This window comes from Streptococcus sp. W151, from assembly GCF_053010205.1.
The window spans coordinates 43,520-62,035 of record NZ_JBRKNT010000001.1 but is presented as its reverse complement, the minus strand read 5'-3'; the positions used below and the strand labels follow the sequence as shown (position 1 = coordinate 62,035).

Annotated in this window: 16 protein-coding genes and 2 pseudogenes; 5 read left to right on the top strand and 13 right to left on the bottom strand. The window is 41.8% G+C overall.

The genetic code is table 11. From position 1 onward, the window contains the following. Positions 1-12 precede the first annotated feature (12 nt). The 3 genes from pyrH to rplK form a co-directional block, all read right to left on the bottom strand. Positions 13-744 (bottom strand): UMP kinase, encoded by a 732-nt coding sequence (gene pyrH / locus ACVC7Q_RS00300; RefSeq protein WP_003005706.1) that lies wholly within the window; start codon positions 742-744, stop codon positions 13-15. Positions 745-907: 163 nt separating this feature from the next. Next, a complete protein-coding gene (rplA, locus tag ACVC7Q_RS00295) occupies positions 908-1,597 on the bottom strand; it encodes a 50S ribosomal protein L1 (RefSeq protein WP_003005355.1) in 690 nt (229 codons plus the stop codon). Between the two features lie 97 nt (positions 1,598-1,694). Next, positions 1,695-2,120 carry a 50S ribosomal protein L11 gene (rplK, locus tag ACVC7Q_RS00290; protein WP_003005369.1) on the bottom strand — a complete coding sequence of 142 codons (426 nt, stop codon included), beginning with the start codon at positions 2,118-2,120 and terminating at the stop codon, positions 1,695-1,697. Between the two features lie 160 nt (positions 2,121-2,280). On the opposite strand from rplK, the gene ACVC7Q_RS00285 reads away from it, so the two are divergent. After that, positions 2,281-2,625: a DUF3397 family protein gene (locus ACVC7Q_RS00285; RefSeq protein WP_049474322.1), complete on the top strand. Its 345-nt coding sequence runs from the start codon at positions 2,281-2,283 to the stop codon at positions 2,623-2,625. Positions 2,626-2,815: 190 nt separating this feature from the next. Here the strand turns inward: ACVC7Q_RS00285 and ACVC7Q_RS00280 are convergent, their stop codons facing one another. From ACVC7Q_RS00280 to ACVC7Q_RS00245, 8 genes and pseudogenes are all read right to left on the bottom strand, one after another. After that, positions 2,816-5,134 (bottom strand): HAD-IC family P-type ATPase, encoded by a 2,319-nt coding sequence (locus tag ACVC7Q_RS00280; RefSeq protein ID WP_447264383.1) that lies wholly within the window; start codon positions 5,132-5,134, stop codon positions 2,816-2,818. Positions 5,135-5,142: 8 nt separating this feature from the next. Then, positions 5,143-5,529, bottom strand: a complete 387-nt coding sequence (gloA2, locus tag ACVC7Q_RS00275; RefSeq protein ID WP_070665448.1) for an SMU1112c/YaeR family gloxylase I-like metalloprotein — start codon at positions 5,527-5,529, stop codon at positions 5,143-5,145. Between the two features lie 66 nt (positions 5,530-5,595). Further along, positions 5,596-7,050, bottom strand: a pseudogene (locus ACVC7Q_RS00270) (DNA translocase FtsK); the annotation flags it as partial. Positions 7,051-8,108: 1,058 nt separating this feature from the next. Further along, complete coding sequence (locus ACVC7Q_RS00265) at positions 8,109-8,612, bottom strand: hypothetical protein (RefSeq protein ID WP_447264382.1); 504 nt, start codon at positions 8,610-8,612, stop codon at positions 8,109-8,111. Then, on the bottom strand, positions 8,605-9,471 hold the full coding sequence (locus ACVC7Q_RS00260; protein WP_447264381.1) for a hypothetical protein: 867 nt from the start codon (positions 9,469-9,471) through the stop codon (positions 8,605-8,607). The genes ACVC7Q_RS00265 and ACVC7Q_RS00260 overlap by 8 nt, the downstream gene beginning before the upstream one ends. 65 nt (positions 9,472-9,536) lie before the next feature. Further along, positions 9,537-10,211: a hypothetical protein gene (locus ACVC7Q_RS00255; protein WP_447264380.1), complete on the bottom strand. Its 675-nt coding sequence runs from the start codon at positions 10,209-10,211 to the stop codon at positions 9,537-9,539. Between the two features lie 299 nt (positions 10,212-10,510). Continuing rightward, positions 10,511-10,822 carry a multidrug resistance efflux transporter family protein gene (locus ACVC7Q_RS00250; RefSeq protein ID WP_447264379.1) on the bottom strand — a complete coding sequence of 104 codons (312 nt, stop codon included), beginning with the start codon at positions 10,820-10,822 and terminating at the stop codon, positions 10,511-10,513. A gap of 348 nt (positions 10,823-11,170) precedes the next feature. Beyond that, positions 11,171-11,386: a hypothetical protein gene (locus ACVC7Q_RS00245; protein ID WP_447265023.1), complete on the bottom strand. Its 216-nt coding sequence runs from the start codon at positions 11,384-11,386 to the stop codon at positions 11,171-11,173. A 455-nt stretch (positions 11,387-11,841) separates the two neighbouring features. Here ACVC7Q_RS00245 and ACVC7Q_RS00240 point away from each other — a divergent pair, with 455 nt between their 5' ends. Further along, positions 11,842-12,666: a peptidylprolyl isomerase gene (locus tag ACVC7Q_RS00240; protein ID WP_447264378.1), complete on the top strand. Its 825-nt coding sequence runs from the start codon at positions 11,842-11,844 to the stop codon at positions 12,664-12,666. A 33-nt stretch (positions 12,667-12,699) separates the two neighbouring features. Here the strand turns inward: ACVC7Q_RS00240 and ACVC7Q_RS00235 are convergent, their stop codons facing one another. Next, complete coding sequence (locus tag ACVC7Q_RS00235) at positions 12,700-14,241, bottom strand: ABC-F family ATP-binding cassette domain-containing protein (protein ID WP_447264377.1); 1,542 nt, start codon at positions 14,239-14,241, stop codon at positions 12,700-12,702. Positions 14,242-14,447: 206 nt separating this feature from the next. Between ACVC7Q_RS00235 and ACVC7Q_RS00230 the strand changes: the two are divergent. The 3 genes and pseudogenes from ACVC7Q_RS00230 to ACVC7Q_RS00220 all read left to right on the top strand — a co-directional run. Further along, positions 14,448-14,678: pseudogene (locus ACVC7Q_RS00230) on the top strand (YkgJ family cysteine cluster protein); the annotation flags it as partial. Between the two features lie 205 nt (positions 14,679-14,883). Continuing rightward, positions 14,884-16,791 (top strand): LPXTG cell wall anchor domain-containing protein, encoded by a 1,908-nt coding sequence (locus ACVC7Q_RS00225; RefSeq protein ID WP_447264376.1) that lies wholly within the window; start codon positions 14,884-14,886, stop codon positions 16,789-16,791. Between the two features lie 183 nt (positions 16,792-16,974). After that, a protein-coding gene (locus ACVC7Q_RS00220; protein ID WP_447264375.1) for an IS3 family transposase occupies positions 16,975-18,104 on the top strand; the annotation gives its coding sequence in 2 pieces (ribosomal slippage) (positions 16,975-17,245 and positions 17,245-18,104; 1,131 coding nt in all). Between the two features lie 56 nt (positions 18,105-18,160). Here ACVC7Q_RS00220 and ACVC7Q_RS00215 read toward each other — a convergent pair. Next, complete coding sequence (locus ACVC7Q_RS00215) at positions 18,161-18,514, bottom strand: arsenate reductase family protein (protein ID WP_070595289.1); 354 nt, start codon at positions 18,512-18,514, stop codon at positions 18,161-18,163. Positions 18,515-18,516: the final 2 nt, after the last annotated feature.

Sequence of the window (18,516 nt, the reverse complement as noted above, 5' to 3'; positions counted from 1 at the left end):
CCTCTATTTCTATTATTTTTCTACGTTATTCGATACGGTTGTACCGATATTTTCACCAAAGACAACTCGTTTGATATTGCCTGGTTCATTCATATTGAAGACAACCAAGTCAATGTCGTTGTCCATGGAGAGAGTAGAGGCTGTTGAGTCCATGATGCGAAGACCTTTGTTGATCACATCACGGTGGGTCAATTCCTCAAATTTGACAGCTGAAGCATCTTTTTTCGGATCAGCATTGTAAACACCATCCACCCCATTTTTGGCCATGAGGATGGCATCTGCTTCAATCTCAGCTGCACGAAGGGCTGCAGTCGTATCTGTTGAGAAGTATGGAGAACCGATCCCTGCACCAAAGATCACGATTCGATCTTTTTCAAGGTGACGAAGGGCACGACCACGGATATAAGGTTCTGCGACTTGTTGCATGGCAATCGCTGTTTGAACACGGGTATCCACGCCAACTTGTTGAAGCGAATCAGCCATCACAAGAGCGTTCATGACTGTACCGAGCATGCCTGTGTAGTCTGCTTGGACACGATCCATCCCTGCTTCAGCAGCAGGTTCTCCACGCCAAAGGTTTCCACCACCGATAACCAAGGCAATTTCAATTCCAAGTTCGTGAACTTCCTTGATTTCTTGAGCCATGTTTTGGACAGTTTTGATATCGATTCCGACGCCACGTTCGCCAGCAAGGGCTTCACCAGATAGCTTGATTAAGATACGTTTATACTTAGGTTCTACCATTTTCTCTCTCCTTTTTTGATCTGTATTATTTTACCATAAATTACGTTTTTTATATAGTCATATCCATCAAAATTTTCTTTTTTCCATCCGATTAGTTTTACCAACTGTAGCAAATAAAAATGGCGTACAAAAAAAGCTACCCGAAGGCAGCTTTTCATTTTTATTAAAGTGAGTTAACATCCACTTTGATACCAGGACCTTGAGTTGTAGTCAAAGTCAAGCTAGTTACGTAAGTACCTTTAGCTGTAGCTGGTTTTGCTTTTTGGATTGTGTCGTTGAAAGCTTTAAAGTTTTCAACCAATTTAGTATCATCGAATGAAACTTTACCGATGATCGCTTGAACGATACCTGCTTTATCAGCACGGTAAGTAATTTTACCACCTTTAGACTCTTCAACTGCTTTCGCAACATCCATTGTTACTGTACCAGTTTTAGGGTTTGGCATCAAGTTACGAGGTCCAAGGACACGTCCAAGACGTCCAACAAGAGCCATCATATCAGGTGTAGCGATAACAACGTCGAAGTCCAACCAACCATCGTTGATTTTCGCAACAAGGTCATCTTCACCTACGAAGTCTGCACCAGCAGCTTTTGCTTCTTCAGCTTTTGCACCACGTGCAAATACAAGTACGCGAGCTGTTTTACCAGTTCCGTTTGGCAATACCATTGCACCACGGATTTGTTGGTCAGCTTTTTTCACGTCGATGTTCAAGTTGTAAGCAACTTCTACAGTTGCGTCAAATTTTGCAAAGTTAGTTTCTTTTGCAAGAGCTACAGCTTCTTCTACGCTGTAGACTTTTGTGCTGTCGATTTTTTCAAGAGCAGCACGAAGTTGTTTGCTTTTTTTAGCCATTTTATCTTTCTCCTTGTAATGTGGTCATATCGATTTTCATCTCCCACGTCACTCGTCATTTGATCAAGTGTATTGCGGGCAAATAGGATTGTTACAATTAGTCAGTAACAGTGAATCCCATAGAACGAGCAGTACCTTCGATCATACGCATTGCAGACTCAATGTTTGCAGCGTTCAAATCTGGCATCTTAGTTTCAGCGATTTGTTGTACTTGTGCACGAGTTACAGTTGCAACTTTCGTTTTGTTCGGTGTACCTGAACCTTTTTCAACACCTGCAGCTTTTTTCAAAAGAACAGCAGCTGGTGGTGTTTTTGTAACGAAATCGAATGATTTGTCTTCATAAACAGTGATCACAACTGGGATGATCATACCAGCTTGATCAGCTGTACGAGCGTTAAACTCTTTAGTGAATCCCATGATGTTGATACCTGCTTGACCAAGCGCTGGACCAACCGGTGGAGCTGGAGTAGCTTTACCAGCAGGGATTTGCAATTTTACAAGTTTTTCGACTTTTTTAGCCATTTCTTAAATCCTCCTTTGTGGTTTTGGCGGTAATTACAGATTTTTACCTCCCACAAGTATGCTTTGTGCATACCTTTCTATTATACACGATTTCTCTTTTTTTGCAAGAAAAAATTAAAATATAGTAAACTTTTTTTTCGTTTTATGATAGAATGAAGCTATGTTAATCAAAGTTGCTTCTGTATTATTTATTTTTTTAACGCTGATTCTGAGTGGTATCATTGTTCACCTCTTTAAGCTTCAAAAAAGAGGATGGCGATCCACCGATATTGCCTTTCCTTTATTTGCCCTAGAGTACTACCTGATCTCAGACAGCGCCTTTTATCACAGCCTCTTACCACTGCTAGCTTTAAGCCTTTCGCTTTTAGCCTTGGGGCTAACGATTTATTTCTTAAAAAAGAAAAAGTGTTTTTATTACCCTAGATTTATCAAATACTTCTGGCGTGCTGGATTTCTAGTCACCTTCTTACTCTATCTGATCTTAACAGCTAGTTTGTTTATTTAATACCAAAAGGAGGCTGGGACAAAAGTCCTGGCCTCTCAATTGTCTTTGGATTGTCAAGTAAGACGCAGTGATTGAGTGGGCTCTACTACGCTGATTTCATCAGCTTTTACAGCCCTACTCAACTGTGCGGAGGTGGGACGACGAAATCGAATTCTAACGAATTTCCGATTTCTGTCCCACTCTCTTTCTTTTATTTCTTCCGATGAAAGAACCAGCCCACTACCTTCTTGAATAGTTGAATCAGGACGAGAGCGAGAACTGCCATGATGGCGCAGATAAGCAGCGTTTGAAGCCTCAAGGGGCTCATGTTAAAGAATTTCCCTAGGATACTACTTGAAACCAAGAAGGCTAGGATATTTCCTAGGAGAACCAGTCTCTTGTAGTGATTGAGAGGCTGGGATTCTTGATAGATGATGGTAAAGCCGACGAAGGCCATCAAGCAGATAGCTGCACTCGAGAGCTCTTCCGATTTCATACCAAATGCTGAAGAGAGCAAAACCAGACTAAAGATCAGTATAAAATCCGTCAAGGCTGCAGGCAGTGCATTTTTAAAGACCGTTTCGATAAAGCGTCCTTTGATGCGCTCGCTATTGGGCTCAAGCGCTAGGAAGAATCCTGGAATCCCAATTGTAAAACCACTGATCAAAGACATCTGCGACGGCATGATTGGATAGGTAAAGGCTAAGAGCGTCACTGAGATAGCCAACAAAATGGAGAAGATATTCTTGATCAAAAAGAGACTAGCTGATCGTTGAATGTTATTGACCACCCGACGACCTTCTGCCACGATAGACGGCATCTTCCCAAAGTCAGAATCCAGTAAGACCACTTGCGCCATCTTTTTGGTCGCATCATTTCCAGATTCCATCGCTATACTACAATCCGCTGTTTTGAGGGCCAGAATATCATTGACCCCATCTCCAGTCATAGCGACCTTGTGTCCTTTTGCCTGCAAGCCTTCTACAAGGCTTTTCTTTTGCTCTGGGGTCACCCGACCAAAGACTGTATACTGGCTCGCCGCTTGGTGCAAGTCTTCTTCCGTCTGCAAGGTTCTGGCATCGATCAGATCTTCTGCTCCTTCAATGCCTGCTTTTTGTGCAATAGCTGAGACGGTAGCAGGGTTGTCCCCTGAAATGACCTTAATGGTTACACCTTGTTCTTTAAAGTAGGCAAATGTTTCTTTGGCATTTTTTCTTAAAGGATTGGAGAGAATAATCCAGGCTACCAAATCTACAGGAGCCTCTAACGTCTCTCTAAGGTCTTCTCCCCTATATTTTCCAAAGGCCAAGACCCGATTACCTGCCTGCGTAGCAGGGGCGATCTCTTTTTCAAGCTCAGAGAAGCTCTCTCGTAAAACAAATTCTGGAGCGCCTAATACATAGATCCCCGATTCAAAGGCAATGGCCCCATACTTTTTCTTGGACGTAAAGGGCAGTATTTCAAGAGGCTTCCAAGGACGGCTGACTAGCCTCTTGTGGAATTTTCGGATCGCATCCATGGTATCGTTTTGATCCATACTAGCTTCTACATACTGAGCTAGAGCTTCCAAGTCTTGAGCGTCTTTTGCCGGACGAATCTCTGTCACTTCCATACCAGGCTCTGTAATAGTCCCTGTCTTATCGACACAAAGGACATCCACGCGCGATAAGGTCTCAATCCCCTTCATGCTATTGAGCAGAACCTTTTCCTTGGCCAATCTGACAGCTCCCAGAGCCAGCGCCAAGGTCATCAAGAGGTACAAACCTTCTGGAATCATCCCGATCAAGGCTCCGACTGTTGAAGTCACACTGAGCTTGAGGCTATCGCCTAGGCTGATATAGCTACGAAGAAAAAGGAGGGAACCTAGCGGAATGATAAGGAGACCAATGATCCCTACGATGCGGTTAACCGCATGAACCATATCAGATTCCTCATGGGACTTGACCTGCTTGGCTTCCAAGCTCAATTGGTTGATGTAGGAGTCATTCCCCACTTTTTTCAATCGCGCCAGTCCTTGACCAGCGATCACAAAACTACCTGACATGAGTGCGTCTTGCGCTCCTTTTTTGACCTCATCAGCTTCACCTGTCAATTGCGATTCATCGACTTTTAGCTCGCCCTCCAGCAAAATCCCATCCGCATAGATCTGGTCTCCAGCTTGAAAGCGAACGAGATCGCCCTCCACCAGCTGGTCGATAGGTAGAGCGACTTCTTTTCCTTCACGAAGAACGATCGCCTCACTTATGTGTAGAAATTGCATCTGACGCAAGATCCGTCTAGAGCGGACTTCCTGCACAATTCCAACTAAGGAGTTGACCACGACAATCGGGACAAACAAGAGATTGTTCCAAGACTTCACTGCTACCAGCAAAATAGCCAAAATCAAAAATATCAGATTAAAGTAGGTAAAGACATTGTCTCGAATGATCTGTCCTAGGCTTTTTTCTGTCTTGATTGTGACCTTATTTTGCTTGCCCTCTTGGATTTTTTTCGCTACTTCTTCCTGACTGAGTCCTTCTAATCTAACCATTGCTTTCCTCACTCATGTATTTCCAAGGGCAATCCTTCTGGATCGAAGAAAAATGCCATTTTCTTACCATCAAAGTCATCATAGCGAAGGCCTGTATTTTCAATACCTAGCTGATCCAATCTAGCTAGATACGCCTCGACATCTTCCACTTTAAAGGCTAGATGACGCAGTCCCGCATGCTCGGGCAAGGGAAGCTTAGGCCGTTCTGGGGCCGTCGGTTTGATAAAGAGTTCTAAAGTCAGCTGGCCCTGACGGAGATTGATCAAGATATCTCCGCGTTCAGGACGGTCATATTCACTGACAATCGCAAAGCCCAACTGGTCCACATAGAAATGCAACATGGCATCGCGATCCCGTCCAATGATGGCAATATGATGAATCATGTCTAACTTCATCTGGTCCTACTTTCTATTTTCTATAAAAAGAAAAGGGAGTGGGACAAGCCCCCTTTTTCCCTATCCTTATGATTGTTGCAATACTTTCCGAGGCTTGGTTCCTTCAGCAGGTCCAATCACACCGGCTGCTTCCAACTCTTCCATGAGGCGAGTCGCTCGGTTAAAGCCAACGGATAAGCGGCGCTGAATCATCGAAGCACTGGCTTTTTGAGTTTCAACCACGAGCGCCTTGGCCTCTTCAAAGAGAGGATCGCCTTCATCAGAGCCACCCATGCCTCCGTCAAAGTCCGATTCGGATACTTCGCCTGGATCAAAGGCATCATCATAATCGGCTTCTGCCTGCTCCTTAACAAAGTTGACAATCCGCTCCACATCGTCATCTGAGATAAAGGATCCTTGCAGACGAATCGGGTGGTTTTCATCGATCGGTTTAAAGAGCATGTCCCCACGACCGAGCAATTTCTCCGCCCCATTTTCATCCAAGATGGTCCGTGAGTCGGTCCCAGATGATACCGCAAAAGCGACACGGGAAGGTACATTGGCCTTGATCAAACCTGAAATAACATCAACTGATGGCCGTTGGGTCGCAAGGATCATGTGGATCCCTGCCGCTCGCGCCTTCTGTCCAAGACGAATAATAGCATCTTCCACTTCTTTACTTGCCACCATCATCAAGTCTGCCAACTCATCGACAATGACCACAATCAATGGAAGTGGTACTTGCTTCATCTCAGACTGGGTATTGTACTCCGCAACCTTGGCATTAAAGCCAGCAATATTGCGAGCGCCTACTTTCGAGAAGAGTTCGTAGCGATTTTCCATCTCATCGACAACCTTTTGTAGGGCCCGACTGGCCTTGCGTGGGTTGGTCACAACTGGAATCAAGAGGTGAGGAATATCATTATAGACAGAAAGCTCCACCATCTTTGGATCGACCATCATAAATTTGACTTCATCTGGACGGGCCTTCATCAAGATACTCGAAATGATCCCATTAACCGCTACTGACTTACCAGATCCGGTAGACCCTGCTACCAAGAGGTGGGGCATCCGAGCCAAATCAAAGGTCCGCGCTGAACCATCTACGGCCTTCCCAAGAGGAATCTCAAGGAGTTTGGCTGGGTCTATTTTGGACTGCTCCCACAATTCACGGAAGGAGACCGTCGCAATTTCTGAGTTGGGCACTTCAATTCCGACCAGAGACTTCCCTGGAATCGGTGCTTCAATCCGCACATCCTTGGCTGCTAGGGCCAAGGCTAAATCATCTGCTAGGTTGGAGATGCGGTTGACCCGCACACCGACAGCCGGCTTGACTTCATACTTGGTGACAGAAGGACCGATTTCCGCCCGCTCCACTGTCGCCTTGATGTTAAAGCTTGCAAAGGTTTCTTCCAGAATGCGGATATTCTGGCGAACGATATTTCTCTCTTTGGATTGATTTTTGGGCTTATCAGGCGCAAAGAGATCAATCGTTGGGAGTTTGTACTGAAGGAGTTCCTTAGGCGTGAAGTCCACCTGAACTTCCTCCCCATCGTCTTCGAATTCTTCGGCTACCGGAAGCTCTTCATATTCTTCAGGCTCTTCCGGCCACTCTTCATCTGGCAGGTAGATTTCTGGTGTTGCTGGTGCAACAATCTCAGCTTCTGGGAAGGACTCTGTAAACGGCTCTTCCGCCAACACTTCTCCTGTTTCAGGATCTACAGGGTGCCCTTCCATAGAAAGGGGAGTTGGAAGAACAGCTCTTGCTTCTTCTTGCTCTCTTTCAGCTGCAGCAGCCTCCTCGGCAACTCTTGCTTCTTTTTCAAGGAATTTCTGCTCGCGACGCTCTTTGCGTTTTTCCATAGAAGCATGGAAGGCTTCGGACCCCTTTTCAAACAAATCATAGATGGAGTAAGGGCTCATCAAGAGGATCCCTAATCCGATAAAGAGAAGACCGATAAAATAAGAACCAATATTTGAAAACAGGAAGGAAATCGGAGCATAAAGAAGGGCACCGATCATACCACCACCGGCAAAACTCTCCACCCGCAGATGAATCAAGTCTGCCATGATTCTTGAAAAAGTGACCTTGATTCCATTATTGTCTAAATGAAGGGAGGATACAAAGAAAGCCTGAAACATCAGGAGAACCCCTGCAAAGAAGCTTAGGAATCCTGAAATCACCCCTTCGTGTTTGTCCAGCCATTTAAAGGCATAAAGGTAGAAAAAGGTCGCTAAAATAGCCAAGTAAGCCAAACTCCCAACAAAGAGTCGGATCAAATTGTAGGCCAAGACCCCTACTGCTCCCAATTTCAAGGCCGCAAAAATTAAGACCAGACTAATCAGAATGGTCGCAATCATACGATGAATTGCTTTTTTTCTTTCTAATTCTGCTTTGGACAGTCGTCTTGTCGACCGTGTTTTTTTTGATTGATTATTGTTTGCCATAACCTTTATTATATCACATTTCCAAGCTAGTTCTCTAGTAAAATCACTTACACAAATTTGTAGCAGAAAGCAGAAAAACAGCACCGAGTGGGCACTGTTCTTTAGAGCTGTTTAGAACGATATTCAATGATGTTCAAATTCCAAAATGGATCTTACTCAGATTTTTTATCCTCCGGTGTTATGGTATCTAGAACTTGATCGACTTTTTGCTCTCTTTCCAATTCGTTATCCATTTGAATGATATCGATTTGATCTTGTACATTTGTGTTCTGGACTTGTGGTTTGAATGACGAAGCAAATCCTCCTCCAATCACCAGAAGACTTGCTCCAAGGACACACAGTCTTTTGACATGCCAGGCCATTGGCAAAGGAATTTTCGCTCCAATACCTGATTTCTTGACCCAATCCGGATGGTCTCGCATCACACGATTTGCTGCCATCAGAGGCATCAGGTAGGCAAAGAGCGCAATGACCGTGGTCAAACCAATAACTCGAAAACGATTCTGATTCGATGGAGAAACATGGTTCACTTCCATCAGGACCATACCCGTAATCACTAAAATAATGACCAGTAATAAGCCCAAAGATCTCCATAGACCTTCTCTACGGTAACATTTCAATTCATCAAACGACATCTCGTTAAAATTCTTATTCATTATTTAATAACTCCTTGTGTTTTTTCAGGTATTTAATTCCATACCATTCTTCCAGCGATTTTCCTTCGAACTCTCGATACTCTTCTGAATACTTGTTTCGGTAGTATCCGTACAGTGAATATGGTAACAGCATCACTACTAACATACCTAAAGTGATAATATTTCCAAAAAATACCATTCCTATAAATGATATGGTTCCTAAAAAATCAGCTTTCACTTCCCCAACTTGGGGGAAAAGAAATTTCAGAGCTAACCAACCTACTATAATTATCCCACCTAGTCCAGTAATGACTTCTATAAACTTTTTCTGTCTAGCAGTTACACTACTATCCTGCACTCCATAAAGACGAGTTTTTAGCGATTTCATTCTAGATTGAATAATCATAAACAATATGATTCCGGTAAGAACATAGAATAGTAACAATCCCAAAATCGTAAGGTATCTACCTATAACTGTGATAAAAAACAGATTTAAGACAAGTACCAACCAAATCAGATACAGATTCGAATTCAAGATACTAGCATAAGGAATCTTTGCATCATATTTTCTACGCAGATTTTTTCTGCAAGCAAGAAACCACAAAAAACAGCACAAGAAAAACAGCCAAAGTGGATAGAAATTGATTCCCCAGGTTTCAAATGGTGTATCAGGATCAAGATGATGAATTTGCGACTCCATTAATGCAGAAAATCCAAACATGAATAATATCCCCAAAAATGAAAATAGTTTCCTAGCAATACTAAATGGCTTTGTGTAGATTTTGCGACTATTGGTGTCCTTGACCATATAATCGATAAAGCCATCGTGACGCAAACGACGGCTCTCATAAAAATTTGCTTCAAAGATCGATTTCTTCATTTTTACCTTCCATTAACTCCTTTGGTCTCAGGTACTTCCGATTAATCTCTATTTCGATTATCGATTTACAGATGATTTTCTTCATCTTCCAGGTATTGTTTAGCCTTCCGAACGATATAGAGCGATTCATCTTCTGAGACTAACTTGCGAAAGAGCTCACTTGCTCTATCTGTATCTCCTTTAAGACTAGCATTCAAGGCTTGGTAGTAGATAATTTCCAACTGTTGGTACTTGAAGTCATTGCTTAAGCCTTCGAAATAATCATTGCTTTGGTGCTCAATGGTTAAATCATAAAGAGCGAGACAGACCTTCTTCGTTTTCTCAGCTAGTGTAGGGTCTGTGATAGTCAATCCATTTAACTGAGCCTCTAGCTCTTCTTTGGATAAAGCAGGATCTGTCAGGACGATTGAACGAAGCAGATAACTCTCAAAAAAATTCTTATATTTCTGTGGTAGTTCCGTTTGACTGAGTGCTTCTCTAGATTCTTTGATGACAGTATCAAAATCTCCTATCATAAAAGAATAGGCGACCGATGTTAGCTTCATATCTATCTGTAAAATGGGCTTTTTCACATTCTTGTTCAACTGAAGGTATTGCCGCCAAAAAGCTAAATCTAAGTCTACATGCAGCAAGGTGTTGCACTTGTTAGTGTAGCTCTTCTTGATCCATTGGATGAATAAAAACAAGCCTGCAAGGACCAATAAGAGACCAGCAGTCTGAAGAAGAGTATCTCTGACCACGAACCTAATACAAATAATCAGAAGCATTGCCAACAAGCCAGCAGATCTAATATAGAGTCTATAGTTTTTGCGTAGTGCTTTATAATCCAATTCGTAACCTCCCATTCATGATACGATTTTTGAGGTAATTCGTTCATTTTCCAACAAAACAACTTATCTCCCATCATACCGGATTTTCTATCTCTACGCAACTTCCTTCTTAATTAGTGATTTAGTCCAAAAAGAAAACACCATGTGGTGTTAGCATTGATATGCTGAACCGCAATATTATCTTTTAAGTTCAACTTTTTTACCACTGTCTATTCTAAAGAAGTCAGCAGACTATTTCCCATTATACCGACGATCACAATGAAGACACCTAAAAATCCTTGTGAGGTTGGGATCTGATCTCCTAGAAAAAGACAGCCTCCAGATAGTGTGAAGAGGACCTCGCCGGCCTGGGTAGCTTCAACAACAGCTAACTGCTGATGGTTGTGTTTCACCAAGTTGGTTGCTTCGAAAAAGAGCATGGTTGCGATGACTCCTGAAAATACAGCTACGATCAAGGATTGGAGCATTTGCCCACCAGATGGCAAGTCTGTATCAAGTCCTGCAAGGACGGATAAGAGCAACCAAGTCCACGGGGCTCGTGCAATCTATGATAAAACTCCTTTCGACTCGCCTTTCTGCCAGACTAAAACAGCCATCATGGGCAAACTAAAAAGGTAGCACAAACTAGCACTCCACATCCAAGAACCACCTGCCAGGTTCATGCTTCGATTAAAAATAAAGGTAAATGCAAAAAAGAGAGCACCTAGGATACCATACCAAAGGGCTCTCGCAAAATGTGATGATTTCATTTTTTGATGATCAATCTCCTGTCGTTATCCTATTATACAGGAATTTGGAAATGTGCGTATCTGTTTTCTGGAAATTTCAAAAATCTACCTGTCATTCAGAAAGCTACTTACTGTCATCTTTTAAATGATGGTTGGAATCTCTTCATCGTCCTCAAAATCTTCCACCTTCTCTTCTCTTGGAAATGGTTTTTGCAAACGTCCAAGAATAAAGCGTGCAATCGGTCCAACAATGAGGAAATTCAAGGGTAGCGCCATGATAAAGTTGCTTCCCCATGCCCCAAGATAGGTCGTAAGCGAAATGGGAACGTGGTTATAGAGTAACCCGTACAATGACATAAAGGTCACCATGAGCAGAGCCATTCCCCCTGAAATAGTAACAATCTTTTGCCAGCGCTTATGATGATCTTTCAAAAATTTGAATGCTACCACTTTGACAAGTGGTCCCACAATCAAAACATCCAATAAAAAAGCGGTCACAAAACCAGGCAGGTAGCCCATTGCCAAATGGCTCCAACTAAATTGGTCAACCAAAACAAGGTTCCAAATGGACATCCCGAGGACCATCATTCCACACATCATAGTTGTAAAAATTAATGCTTCTTTAAAATTTCTAGGCATTTTCTTCTCTTTTTTTCAAACTTGGATTAGTCTATCATAAAAAAATTTTTTTCGTAAGCGAATTTGTTGAAAATTTTTAAGAAAGTGTTTTTACTTAAAACTTTATCCAGATTTGAAAGTATCGTAAAATTAAGGTACAATAGAAAAAGACAACTATGTTGGAAAGGAAGATTATGAAAAAATTAATTGCACTACTATTAGTTTCCGGTTTGGCTTTGACAGCTTGTACAACAAATAAGAAAGATTCTAGCTCTTCAAGCTCAAGCAAAGAAAAGACCGAACAGACATCAACTTCTAGCTCTAATGAAGAAGAACAAAAGAAATTAGAACAACTGCGCAAAGATTTTAACGATGCTATGACCAATGACAATGCTGTCTTCCCACAACTCTCAAATGAAGTGGCTGAAGACGAAGCGGAGGTTAAAATCACAACGACTGAAGGCGACATCACTGTGAAGCTCTTCCCTAAATATGCCCCACTTGCAGTTGAAAACTTCTTGACCCACGCAAAAGAAGGCTACTACAATGGCTTACTTTTCCATCGTGTCATTAACAACTTTATGATCCAAACTGGGGACCCTAAAGGAGATGGTACTGGTGGCGAATCTATCTGGAAGGGCAAAGACAAATCCAAAGATTCAGGTACTGGTTTTGAGAATGAGTATTCTCCATACCTTTACAACCTTCGTGGAGCCCTAGCCATGGCCAATTCTGGTCCAAATACCAATGGTAGTCAATTCTATATCAACCAAAATAAGGAAGATATTTCTAGCAAGCTCCCGACTGACCGCTTCCCAGCTAAGATCATCGATGCTTATAAAAATGGTGGAAATCCAACCCTTGATGGTGGCAACTACACTGTCTTTGGACAAGTCATCGATGGCATGGATGTCGTCGATAAAATTGCATCTGCCGAAACCGATGATAAGGACAAACCAAAAACAGACATCAAGATCGAGAAAATCGAGATCTTAAAAGACTATAATTTCAAGAAGTAATGAAAAGAGAACCGCGCGGTTCTCTTTTTGTGTTTAGGTTAATTCATTAAAGTCCCAGATTTGATCCATCCAGCCTTCATAGAAATCTGGCTCGTGGCAAACCATGAGAATAGATCCCTTGTACTCTTTCAGAGCTCGCTTCAACTCTTCTTTGGCATCCACATCCAAGTGGTTGGTTGGTTCGTCCAAGACCAAGACATTGTTTTCACGGTTCATCAAGAGACAGAAACGTACTTTGGCTTGCTCTCCACCGGATAAGACCTGGATTTGGCTCTCGATATGCTTGGTGGTCAACCCACAGCGGGCAAGGGCAGCACGGACTTCTGCTTGGTTGAGAGCTGGAAAGGCATTCCAGACTGCTTCAAGCGGTGTCTGACGATTGCCTCCTTCGACCTCTTGCTCGAAATAGCCAAGTTCAAGGTAATCTCCACGTTCTACTTCGCCAGCGATCGGTGGAATGATTCCTAGCAAGCTCTTCAAGAGAGTGGTTTTCCCGATCCCGTTGGCACCGATGATGGCTACCTTTTGATTGCGCTCAAACGTTAGGTTCAAAGGCTTGGTCAAAGGACGGTCATACCCAATCTGGAGATCCTTGGCCTGGAAGATAAAGCGTCCTGGAGTACGGGCATTTTTAAAGTTAAAGGATGGCTTTGGTTTCTCACTTTGCAACTCAATGAGCTCCATCTTGTCCAGCTTTTTCTGACGAGACATGGCCATATTCCGTGTAGCCACACGCGCCTTATTGCGGGCGACGAAATCTTTCAAATCAGCAATCTCTTTTTGTTGGCGCTCATAAGCAGCCTCTAATTGCGATTTCTTCATTTCATAGACTTCAAGGAATTGGTAGTAGTCTCCTGAATAGCGAGTCAACTGCTGATTTTCCACATGGTAGACGATATTGATCACATCGTTCAAGAAGGGAATATCGTGGGAAATGAGGACAAAGGCATTTTCATAATTTTGTAAATAGCGCTTGAGCCAATCGATGTGCTCTGCATCCAAGTAGTTGGTTGGCTCGTCTAGCAGCAAGATATCTGGTTTTTCTAGCAAGAGTTTGGCCAAGAGAACCTTGGTCCGTTGGCCACCTGAAAGGGCTGTGACATCCGTATCCATGCCAAAGTCCATAACGCCAAGAGCACGCGCCACCTCATCAATCTTAGCATCCAAGGTATAAAAATCACGACTTTCTAAACGTTCCTGGAGTTCTCCAACCTCTTCCATCAGAGCATCGACATCAGCTCCCTCTTCTGCCATGGCCATATAGAGGTCATTGATCCGAGCTTCCGCTGTGAATAAGTCATCAAAAGCTGTCCGCAAGACATCACGCACTGTTTGCCCTTCTTTTAGGACAGCATGCTGGTCCAGGTAGCCGGCTGTTACATACTTAGACCACTCCACCTTTCCTTCATCAGGTAACATCTTCCCTGTCACGATACTCATGAAGGTCGATTTCCCCTCACCATTAGCTCCGACAAGACCGATATGCTCTCCCTTTAACAAACGGAAGGACACATCCTCAAAAATAGCCCGGTCTCCAAAGCCGTGGCTTAAATTTTTCACCTCTAAAATACTCATGATACACTCTCTTTCATTGATTTCACTCGTATGATTATATCATCTTCAAGGCAAAAATTAAAGGGACTTCAACTCCTTTAGAGCTTAGACAAATTAATTTTTAAGTAAAATATGTTAAGCAATTTGTAAACAAATCAAAATAAGATCTAACTTTTAAATGTCATTAAGAATATACCGAAACTTTCCACCGTGACAAAGAAGCAGAGTTTTTGCAGGTAGACGAGGATGGGAATAAGATCTTCAAATCTATGCCCTGTCCATTTTTAGGAGGTGACAATCTCAGATCTATCTATGATATCCGTTCCAAATCCTGTCATGAGTTCTCACATACAGATCGTTAAAAAATCTATCAAATTAATAATCTGATGATCAAAAACACTTTAACCTGTCCAGTAGCCTATCTCTTTGTTGAGAAATTAAAAGAAAATATTGAATAAAAGAGTCTTAATTCGCTTTTTTCTATATTTTATGATAGATTATTGGTGAATTTTACGTTTTTTCAATTAAATATGAAAAATTTCTTAATTTATTAGGTAATTGTTTGCAAACTAAGCGTTTACATAGTACAATGTATGTGAAAATAATATCAATGAATAGGATTTTGCTTATACATGATCCCTTTCATATAAGGAGAAAAAGTGTATGAAAAAACTCACTAAATTTGGCATCATTACAATGTCTGTATTTGTTCTAACTTTGGTTTCACAGTCAGTAGTTCAAGCTGATGAAACTAATAGCGAACCAGAAAATGTTTCAGTGTCACTAGGTATTACTAATTCAACTGATGCTGAGAACACTTCTTCAGCAGATAATAGGGTTGAATCGGACACTACTAGTGACACTTCACTAAAATCAGACGAAGAGGATGCCAATGCTTCCTCACCTAAAGCTGAAGAGATTACAACTAATAGCGAAGCTACATCTGGCGGAAAAGAAGATTCAACCATTCCTCCTGGTACTTCAACAGGCTCTGCCCCAGGCGTTAGTTACGAACGAGATGGTAGCAATATCATTGATGAAGGTGGTTACGTCAATGTTGAAGGACTTCCAGCACATTTTAGTGAAGATGGTAAAAGTGTAATCTACAATTACACTGTAGTATATAAAGCCATGAGTTCAAGTGATCATGGACAGTCAGTAAGTGACCTTCAAATTCGCTTTCCAAATATACCAAATGCTAAAGTTGATTTCACCTTAGTAGGAACTCGAGATAAAAAAGAAAATCCCGTCTCTGTAAATGCTCCAATGAAAAAAATCAATTATGATGATGAGAATAGACCATATCCTACTGTTATACCTAGAGCAGAAGAATTGGCAGCAGGAAGAACACCTTTCGTAGTAGGATATGAGGGGAGCCCTGGACTCGTTGGAATCGAGTTTGATAAAGTTACAACATACACTATTTATACTTTGTTTACTAAAAGTCAGGCAGTTAGGGTAAGTATCACGATTCCTCTAGAAGAAGCAAAGAAAATAAAATATCTCCCTCTCGATGCCCGTATGGATTGGAAATCTAGTCAAGAAGGTGGTGGTTCCTACGAAGAAGGCTCTCAAAGTCTTCAGGAATATCATAATCATACAGTTGGATTTTTAGGTAGTGATGGTAATCAAAGTTTTGGTGGCTTAGAAAATCCAGCTTTAATCGATGATAGTTATGTGAAAAACGATCATCTGATTAAGTCTGTTGCAAACCCAAGTACTTATATCACACCTAACAATGGCGACTGGACTACCATTCCGCATGATACCAATATTAATCCTGAGACCTTCTTTAATTATGTTAAAATTTTTACTTTGAAATACAATCCTGCTGTTAAATACTATGCTTCAGAATTTGAAGATATGGCTGACCAGGATGTTTCTACGCTTCACTATGGAGATGTAGTGGTGGATTATGTGATCAAGGGAACAAATGAGTCTATCAAGGAAACATATAAAGACACACCATTAACTTCTATTTATGGATCTGATGGAAATCTTGTAACCTATAATGCTGCTGAAAACGCAGATGAGCGTCCGTCTTCTATCACTGTAAATGGTCAAAAATATAATCTAGTTGGTATTTCTTCAACTTCTGCACCAGAAACAGGTCAATTAAAAGAAGGAACAACTCATGTTATCTATGAGTATGAGAAAGAACCAGATCCAAAACCAACTCCGGATCCAAAACCAACTCCGGATCCAAAACCAACTCCAAATCCAGAGCCAACTCCGGATCCAAAACCAACACCAGATCCAAAACCAACTCCAAATCCAGAGCCAACTCCGGATCCAAAACCAACACCAGATCCAAAACCAACTCCAAATCCAGAGCCAACTCCGGATCCAAAACCAACACCAGATCCAAAACCAACCCCGGATCCAGAGCCAGCTCCAAAACCTGTTCAACCAGAAAACGTTCAATCTACTGAGCAAAAATCAGCTCCAAAAAAAGCTCAGTTGCCAAATACAGGAGCTTCTGATTCGCCATTAGCTATGAATCTTCTTGCTATTTTAGCTGGAATCTTTGGTATTTCACTTTTCAAAAAAAGTAAAAAATCAGAGAACTAAGCAAATAGTTTTATAAAAGAGTCTGGGACAATAATCTCTTGGCCCCCCAAAAAAGCAACTGATTGTACTGCACCCCAAAAGTTAGACAGAAAAAATCAAACTTTGGCACTGCACCCATAAAACGAGACACAAGAAAACACTCCTGTTGAAATCTGGAAAAACTAGAAACAGGAGTGTTTTGTTATGGTCAAAAAAGCATATTCGGTAGAAACTAAGCTAGCCTGTATCGAAATGAAGAAGGAAGGTAAATCAAATAAGGTTATCATGGATACCCTCGGTATCAAAAATGCTACTCAGTTGAAAACCTGGTGGCAATGGTATCAGAATGATGAATTGTACCGTTTCCACCAACCTGTGGGGAAACAATATACTTATAGTAAAGGAATGAAACAATTATCTGAAGTGGAACAGTTACATTTGCAGGTGGAATTACTAAAAAAGTATCAGAGCTTGATAAGAGAATCGACAAAGTAAGTCTTATCAAGCTAGTGGAAGAGTATAAGAAAACATGTCCTGTATCTATTGTTTTAGAGTGTTTCGGCGTCAAACGCTCCACCTTTTATCGCTGGAAACAGGAGTGTAAGAATTCTCAGAAAAGAGACGAAATAGCAGATAAAATCGAACAACTCTGTATGGCAAATCGCTTTATTTACGGCTATCGAACCATCACTCGCTTACTAAAGAAAGTGTATAACCTCGTCGTTAATCGCAAGAAGGTCTATCGTATCATGAAGGAAAAGGGCTGCCTTTGCCGTGTCCGTCCCAAGAAGGGACCTAAATTAGGGAAGCCTTACCATGTAACAGACAATAAGCTGAATCGTGATTTTCAGGCAGACAAGCCTATGGAGAAGCTTGTCACAGACATCACCTACCTCAACTTTGGAAACTGTAGACTTTATCTATCTTCGATCATGGATCTCTATAATTGTAAAATAGTAGCTTATACCATCTCCGAGTGCCAAGATACGGACTTTGTGCTCGACACACTTCATCAACTTGAGCTACCTCAAGGAGCACTTTTACACAGCGACCAAGGATCTGTCTACACCTCAAAAGCCTACTATCAGCCTTGTATAGAAAAAGGCATCATCCGCCCTATGTCCCGAAAAGGAACGCCAGCAGATAATGCCCGTATCGAATGGTTCCATTCTGTTCTCAAGTATGAAACTTTCTATCTCCATAAATGGAGAAACTTAACTAAAGATAGTATAACAGAAATTGTCAAAAATTATATCATATTTTATAATGAAACTAGAATTCAACAGAAATTAAATGACCAGTCTCCTGTAGAATACAGAAAACTGGTCGCATAAGAGGTTTTTTCTCTTGTCACATTATTGGGGTGCAGTGCCTCCAACTCCCTTTTCATTTACAAATCTAAATCTGCGTATGGTTTCCGGTAGCCCACTTGAACCACTTTTCCGTCTTTGACAAGTAGGGGGCGCTTGATCAGCATACCGTCGCTAGCCAAAAGATCCGCTGCTTCTTCTATTGTCAGTTGATCCACCTTATCTTTCAAGCCAAGTTCCCGGTATTTCATCCCGCTGGTATTAAAGAAAGATTTGATCGGTAGGCCAGACGCTGCCATCCAGTCTTGCAATTCTTGACTAGTCGGTGTTTCGGTTACAATATTTTGGCTCTGAAACTCACATTGGAGACCGTCCAATTCTGATTTAGCCTTTCGACAAGTCGAACATTTTGGATATTCAATAAAGGTATACATCG